We start from the raw sequence: 6,158 nt of genomic DNA on the forward strand, positions 1-6,158 counted from the left end.
TCAACTATTCTATCTATTTAATTATCATTTGCTATATTTATAATTCTACTAATTTAATATCTACGATTAGAATTATTGATTTTAATATTTATTTTTACCAAGTAAAATAGTTGCACTCAATTCCATAAATTAAAGTATTATAATTTTATATTTGTACTATTTCCAGAAGCTAGTATTCTTTCTTGTAAATTACTTATCATATTCTTACTAAACTCAAAATCCTCAACATATGTTCCAGTTTCTTGTCTAAATCCTCTATTTTTATCTCCCTTAAAAGAAAGCCAATTAAAACTTGTTACAACTGTAAATACTTCATCACAAATTAGCACCTTTTCATGTGTATTACCTAATAATACTAAAGATAAATATTTACCATATGTTTTATCCTCTTTTAACTTTTTCAGCAGATTAACTGCATAATTAACGTCAGATTCTATTTTTTTAGAAATACCATAACAAATTACTACTTTAACTTTTCTCTCCATAGCTTTTTGTATTGCACCTCTTAATTCAAAATCAGTTGCTGTTTCTTTTATCCATGGTGATACTATTACAACCTGTTTTTTCGCTTCATTCAAGGCTCTTATCAATATTGGTCTATGTTCATAAGTGTTTATTAGTTTAGGAATTGCCTTTTCCTTTAGTTTTTCTTTTTCTAATTCCTTTCTTAATTGATCTATCTGCATAGTTTTCGTTAAATAATCTTCTTCCGTATTAACTTCCATTTTTTCTGCTTCTTCAACTCTTCTTTCTAGAGTGTCTATAACATCAATTAAATTATCTTTTTCATTTGCTAATATTTCTACCTTATCTTTATCAATTAATGAATTCGAAGTATCATACATTTCAATATCAAACTCAACTGTAGGTATAATTTTAAAATTTTTTCTAAGCATCACCATTAATTTTGCTTCATACTTTTGATTACGCTTATTAACATCATATACTTGCAACTCATAATTTCCACAATCATTCATAAACACTAATATATTTAATTTTCTATAAAACTTTTCTATTTTTTCTATATTTTTTACTGCAAGTATATCAGCCTCTAAATAACTGCTATTATTTAAATGTTTCTGAATATTCACAATATTTTTTACTGACTTAATATCTATAACATCTATATCAGGTTTGGATTCTAAAAACGGTATTATATGAGAATTGTTTTTAATTTTTTCTGCCCTATCTAAACTTTGATTAATTTGATAATCTCCTGTAATTCCATCAATTAAAAATGTATAATCTATAATTTCAGGAACAACAAAATTATTTTTTTCTAGTGCCTCTATTCCTTTTGGAGTTAAAATTACCTCTTGAGTTGCAAATCTATAATTTACCATATCTAACTGATGTAAAGTTAACAAATTTGAAGTAACTACTTTCTCATCTAACCCTAAAAAATTTTTTAGATTATTTACATTTTTAGCACCTGCTCTAAGATATTTTAAGCAAAATTCTTGAATTAAACCAAGTTCCTTCTTCCTCTGTATGACAAGCTCACTACTAATTCTATATACAGGAAATGCAGCTTTATAGTAACTAACTAGTTTATATCCCTTCATTGAATTTGCATAATGTCCGGCTAATTCTTCAATTGTTGTTATTCTTTCTGTTGAATTCACCTATATCACCTCTACTTTACACCTTGGATTTTCATTGATATAACTATAAACTTTTGAAAAGGAATTTTCTTTTCCTTTAGTAACACATTCACTATCACCAATTAGTACAAGTAACTCTCTAGCTCTAGAAAGAGATACGTTTAATCTTCTTTGATCACTCAAAAAGCCAATTTCTCCTTTTGAATTACTTCTTACTATACTATAAATAACTATATCAGTCTCTCTACCTTGAAATGCGTCTACTGTATCAATTTCAATCTTTATATGTTTAAACACTATATTTTCCATTTCAATTAACCTTGCAATTAGATTCTTTTGTGCCTTATATCCAGTAATAACTGCAACTTCTTTATAGATATTTAAAGTTGAATAATTTTCTTCTAACTCTATTAATAATTTTATAATATTCCTTGCTTCAAAAGAGTTTTGTTTAGTTGTTCCAATTGTCTCTTCTATCTTATCCAAATCATTTTTTGTATCAAGCCAAACAATTGCTTTCCCATTTAATTTTTTGTATTGGTGATTTCTATCCTCTAAGCTTACCATTGAAATTATTTTATCATTATAAAATACCGAGCTTATTAAATCACCTATAACTGGACTCATTCTATATTGCTGCTTTAATATATTTCTACAATCACTATTTAAATTTTTTTCTAAGTACGAGAACAAGCTTTCTTCTAAATCTCTTTTATTATAGTTTTCTCTTACTTTAATCTCATCAGCTAACATTTTATCAATTACAGGTGGTAATTGCTTATGATCACCTACTAATATTATCTTTTTTCCTAATACCATAGGAACGAGTATTTCCGGTGGTGTTGCCCTTCCGGCTTCATCAACAATTACTAAATCAAATTTCAAATCAAAATTTGTAGTATAATTTGCTATTCCAATGCACGTTGCACCTATTACACTCACTTGCTCCATTAAAATTTTTTCAATCTCCTCTGATTGAGTAATCTTTTTTAACCATTCATTTTTAATTTTCTCATATTTTGAAAGCTGTTCTAGTTTCTTCTTTTGTTTTTCAAGTTTTACTTCTACTTCTTTTTTATATTCAATAATTTCTTTAATATTTTTTACTTCTAATATTTCAAATCCAGAAACCAAATTATTCTCTTCGCTTATTAGCTGAGACTCTTTATTTATTATCAACTCATCAATAACCTCTAATTCTTTTTCTAGTTTTATTATTACTTCATAATTTTTAATGAAATCTTCTCCTAATTTTACATAATCATATATAAAGCTATCTATAAGGTCATTTTCACTAATTAAGCTAATATTATTAAAGCTTTCTTTTAAGCTTTCTATTCTTTTTATAATTTCTTTTTTTTCTAAATAAGTGATATATTTTTTATCTCTAAATTCTTTATCATAATATATTTCCTTTTGTAATTTTTCTATTTTTTGGCTTATTTCAATAACTTCTAAAGCTAAGTTATATTTATCAAATAACTCTCTATCAAAATTTCTATTTTTAATATGTTCAAAATATCGTTCAACTTTTCTTTTTATTGCATTTGTAACATCTTCAGCCTGTGCATCAATGGTATAATTCTCCATACCATTAGATATCATTTCATCTCTTCCTAATCTAACTACTTTTATTTCTGAATTTTCTTGCTTTATTTTATTCATTGCATGATTTACAGCTACATTTGACTGCGATGATACTAAAATTTTAGCATTTGGATTTAATTTTAACTGCTGTATTACTAATTCACTAATTACAGTTGTCTTTCCTGTTCCAGGAGGCCCTTGTAGTAAATATATATCCTTAGAACATAATGCTTGTTCAATTATATCTTTTTTGTTCTCATCTAACAATTCATTTTTAAAGCTTAATTCTTTTAGAGTGTAATTAATTCTAGCATCCTCTGGATGTGATAATATATGTGGTAAATTTCTACATGCACATTCTTTATTTTTCACTTTCTTCAATGCAGATTCTTGCTTGCTTATTATATTATCCATAAATCCAGTATCAATAGAAACTTCTCCACTTTTTGCAAAAATTTCAATATCTATCCCTCTAATAATATCTATTGATAAATTGCCATCTTTAAAATCGCTAAAATGACCTATTTTAGCTGTTTTAAACCCCTTTGAATTCTTAAGAGTTACTACTAACATCTGGTCTTGAGTAAACTCTACATCTTCTATATTATTCTTAATCTTTAAATACACTCGTCCATCTTTTGTGTTATATGATAAACTACTATATCTTAAAGTATTTTTATTATTTTGACATATTTCTTTTTGAATTTCTAATACACTTGTCCATTTATTTATTAATTCTTCACTTCTATTATTTTTTTCTTTTGAATTTTCTACTGACTTTTGTTTCTCATTATACAAAGTTATTAGTTTATTTACATCTATTCTTTTTTCTTTATTAGCATCTATATATATTTTTTTATCAACAATCATTCCATAATTATCTTTTTTCATTTCTAAAACAAATGTTTCTGGTACACTAATTGAAATTACTGTAAATGAATTTTTACTTTTTATATCTAATACACAGGTGTATTCTATTTGATTCCCCCACAATATATAATTTTTACTTTTTATATCATTATAGGCCACTTTACAGGATGCTATATAAATATCATTACTTAAATCATCCAATACAAAAGCCTTAGCTATATCTCTATTAATTGAATCTATCATACCTAGTTCATATAATTTATTAATTGCGTTATTAGATAGACTAATTGAGTAACCTTCCTGTTTTTTAGTGCTACAATCATTCCATCGCTTTATAACCTTGTAAATATTAGTAAATCTTTTTTCTGTAGATTCTTCTGTCATTTTTAATAATATTTCTTTTCTATTATTTGGTATAACACCACATTGTAATATTTGCCTTTTTACATTTTCTACATCAGATATCTCTTCTTGTAACACTTCAAAACAAACTAATCCCAATGAGAAAATATCTGATTGAAAAGTCAATGATTTCTTTAATAGTTGTTCTGGTGATGCATATTTATATGTCACTGATTGAATAGTAAAGTTATCACCATCAGTTCTTAATGAATCAATTATTTTACTTATTCCAAAGTCTATTAATTTAACTTTACCCTCATTTGTAATCATTATATTTCCTGGCTTTATATCTCTATGTAATATATTTTGACTATGTGCATAGTTAATAGCATCAAAAATCTGTTTTATAATATCTTCTTTATCATATGCCTTTAACAACTTTTCCTTAATTATACTCTCCAGTGTCTTTCCTTCTATATACTCTAAAACAATATAAAATAATTCATTTTTCCTATCGTATCCCTGATCTAATATATTAACAATATTTTCATGCCTTAATAAACTTAAAACATCACACTCTCTTTTGAAGTACATTTCTACCATATTATTATCTTGATTAAATCTAAATACTTTTATAGCTACTAATGTTGCACCTTCTTCTGTTAAATCTCTCCCTAAATATACTTCTGAATTATTAGTTTGTGCCAATCTTCTCATTATTTGATACTTTTCACCAATAAATTTTATCATATCTAACTCCTATCTAAGATTATCCTTGAATAAAATAACAAAGCGGTTTCTAAGGATTTCCTTTCCATTACTTTCTTAATAACCATACTCTTCCTACAACCCTCTATAACGTGTTTTTATGAATATTTGAACTCCTTTTTCTATACTTAAACATATTAATATATATATATTTATTTACTTCAAAGCTCTATTTTTACATAAAATTTTAAGTTTTACTTAAGCTTTTTCTCAAATGTTACATTATTAGTAAGTCTCACTGTTACTATATTAAAAGCTAAAGTATTATTTAAAATTTTCTTTTTTTAATCCATAAGATAATTTAATACTCATTTTTATTATAAATAACTTAATTTAATTTCTGAATATAAGTATAATTTTGTTTTTAAATAATTATATCAAATACGCTTTAAACTATATGTTATAATTTGTCGATACTTTTTTTATTTAAGTTTACTTTAAATTAAAGAGGGGATGCCTCATAAATGATTTTTAAATTATTTATATCAGACTGCTGACAAAGTGTCAGCAATCTTTAATTTATACAAATATATAATATAATCTTAAATATATAAATTTATTGCATAAAGGTTTTGTTAATTATAAACGAAAGAAAAGATGTGCAAAGTGAAATAGAAATGGTAATGTTAGAGCAATTAGTTCCGCAAGACCATTTATTAAAAAAATTGATAAATACATACATTTTTCATTTATTAGAGAATTAACTAAGGATTTGTATTGTCATACAAATGGTCGACCAGCTGTTGATCCAGTAGTATTATTTAAAATGCTATTTATAGGATATCTTTATGGCATACGCTCCGAAAGGCAATTAGTTAAAGATATGGAAGTAAATTTAGCATATAAATGGTTTTTAGGATATTCAATTACCGAAAAAATTCCAGATTCATCTACAATAAGTCAAAATAGAATTTGGTGTTAGTATAAAGTAGTGGACACATTAAATCGAACTAAGTAAAATAATATTTAGTTAAGAAAGGATGTGTC

2 protein-coding genes and 1 pseudogene are annotated in these 6,158 nt (G+C 25.3%); 1 reads left to right on the plus strand and 2 read right to left on the minus strand.

Annotation, left to right across the window (positions count from 1 at the left end; translation table 11 throughout):
* Positions 1-137: 137 nt before the first annotated feature.
* Both Q5O29_RS03445 and Q5O29_RS03450 read right to left on the minus strand, forming a co-directional pair.
* The gene (locus Q5O29_RS03445; RefSeq protein WP_022211610.1) at positions 138-1,625 is read right to left on the minus strand and encodes a phospholipase D-like domain-containing protein; all 1,488 of its coding nucleotides are present in this window, start codon (positions 1,623-1,625) and stop codon (positions 138-140) included.
* The gene (locus Q5O29_RS03450; protein WP_022211611.1) at positions 1,626-5,153 is read right to left on the minus strand and encodes a serine/threonine-protein kinase; all 3,528 of its coding nucleotides are present in this window, start codon (positions 5,151-5,153) and stop codon (positions 1,626-1,628) included.
* Between the two features lie 590 nt (positions 5,154-5,743).
* On the opposite strand from Q5O29_RS03450, the pseudogene Q5O29_RS03455 reads away from it, so the two are divergent.
* Positions 5,744-6,081: pseudogene (locus Q5O29_RS03455) on the plus strand (transposase); the annotation flags it as partial.
* Between the last annotated feature and the right edge of the window lie 77 nt (positions 6,082-6,158).

Origin of the sequence: Clostridium sp. CAG:265 (genome assembly GCF_000436575.1) — a bacterium.
GTDB lineage: Bacteria > Bacillota > Clostridia > Clostridiales > Clostridiaceae > Clostridium > Clostridium lentum.

What these genes read in the sequence shown, in the direction of transcription:
- Q5O29_RS03450 (WP_022211611.1), bottom strand. Translation starts at nt 5,153, where the DNA reads ATGATAAAATTTATTGGTGAAAAGTATCAAATAATGAGAAGATTGGCA.